The following is a 1,332-nucleotide window of genomic DNA, read 5'->3' as shown; positions in this document are numbered from 1 at the left end:
GCAGTTAAGGGATCCTGCTCGGGACTTGCCCAAGATTTTTTATAGAGTTTTAAAAATACGGAATCCAAAACCACTCCAACAGCGGCCTGGATTTCTTTTTCACGAAGCTTTTTTTGATCGAGCTGATCAGCTGCTTTTTGAAATTTCTCTAAGTAAAATGCAGTATCCATATTGCGGTTTTGTAATTAAATGTAGCAATAAATTTCGGGGTAGAAGGATCCCATTACACTGATTATAGTCAGTTACCATCTGACTATAATCACAATTCACAAAACGGAAATTAATTAAATAGAAAGGTAATAGTGTCAGATGGTAACATCCGACACCACAAATAGGGTGACAAACCCCGTAAAAACTAATCGTCCAATCCTTTACCACTTAATATCTGTGGCATAAATTTCTCTACCCTTGCCTCACGGGTTTTAGCTTGCTTGGGTGCCGCAAAATGAAGCAGATAAGCTCTTTGACGGCCGGGCGTTAAGGCTTCGAATGCCGCTTTTAAATCTGGAATGTGATCTAATTTATGCTGAAACTCAACCGGAACGGTATATTCCGTAGTCTTTTTCAAATCTACTTTCAAACCAGCTTTTTCTACCTCAATGGCTTCATAAATATAGGTCTTCAAAATAGCTTTAAGCTCCACTATTTCGAGGGCATTGGTAAAGCGCACCTGCCTGCCTACTTGTACATTCTTCGTTTGCTGAATCAGGATCCCAGCGGTATCATTCAATAAAACGCCTTTAAAAAATAAAAATGCGCAGTATTCTTTAAAATCATGTATTAAAACGATGTTGCTGTTGTGTAAGGTATAACAAGGCACTCCCCATTTTAATTCTTCGGTAAGCCCACAATCTAGGGCAATTGTCCGTAGCAGCAACAGTTCTTCCTGCCACCTTTTCGCTTTGTTAAAATAAAAATCAACTTTTGGATTCGTTTTCATATCAGTCGAATTTGTTCGYTTCTTTGTCCTGTTCCTTCCATATGGCTTAAATTATTTTAGTTAACTGAACTAATTTTCTATCTGCAGGCCTAAAGTACCACGACACTACAGTTAACACAAGTAGCAATATTGGCCCGAAGTATGCTGAAGTACTGGTATCGCCAATTGCGATATGTGAGAAAACAGCACCAGACATGGCAAAGAAAAAACCTGCATAAGCCCATTCTTTCAATAAAGTAAATTTAGGAATTAACACCGCAACCACACCCAAAATTTTCCAAATTCCCAATATAGTCAGAAAATAAAGTGGATAACCCAATTGCGTAAACAATGCCACTTCTTCTTTCATTTTTATCAACTGTACTATTCCTGTTGATGACATGCCTAGCGAC

The 1,332-nt window shown here is 38.3% G+C and carries 2 protein-coding genes; both read right to left on the bottom strand.

All coding sequences use genetic code 11. The annotated features are described in order from the left end of the window. Window positions 1–355: 355 nt before the first annotated feature. Window positions 356–940 (bottom strand): YdeI/OmpD-associated family protein, encoded by a 585-nt coding sequence (locus tag AC1DPQ_RS27920; RefSeq protein ID WP_477579881.1) that lies wholly within the window; start codon window positions 938–940, stop codon window positions 356–358. 46 nt (window positions 941–986) lie between these two features. Further along, the coding region (locus AC1DPQ_RS27915; RefSeq protein WP_477611593.1) for a DoxX family protein at window positions 987–1,332 on the bottom strand (346 nt) is incomplete at its 5' end.

It is taken from the genome of Pedobacter sp. 01T416_2, assembly GCF_056398925.1.
The sequence above is the reverse complement of the archived record's forward strand: the minus strand, read 5'-3'. Positions and strand labels throughout refer to the sequence as shown.

Bases quoted from the DNA above. Each gene is read 5' to 3' on its own strand.
- AC1DPQ_RS27920 (WP_477579881.1), bottom strand. From the start codon at position 940: ATGAAAACGAATCCAAAAGTTGATTTTTATTTTAACAAAGCGAAAAGG.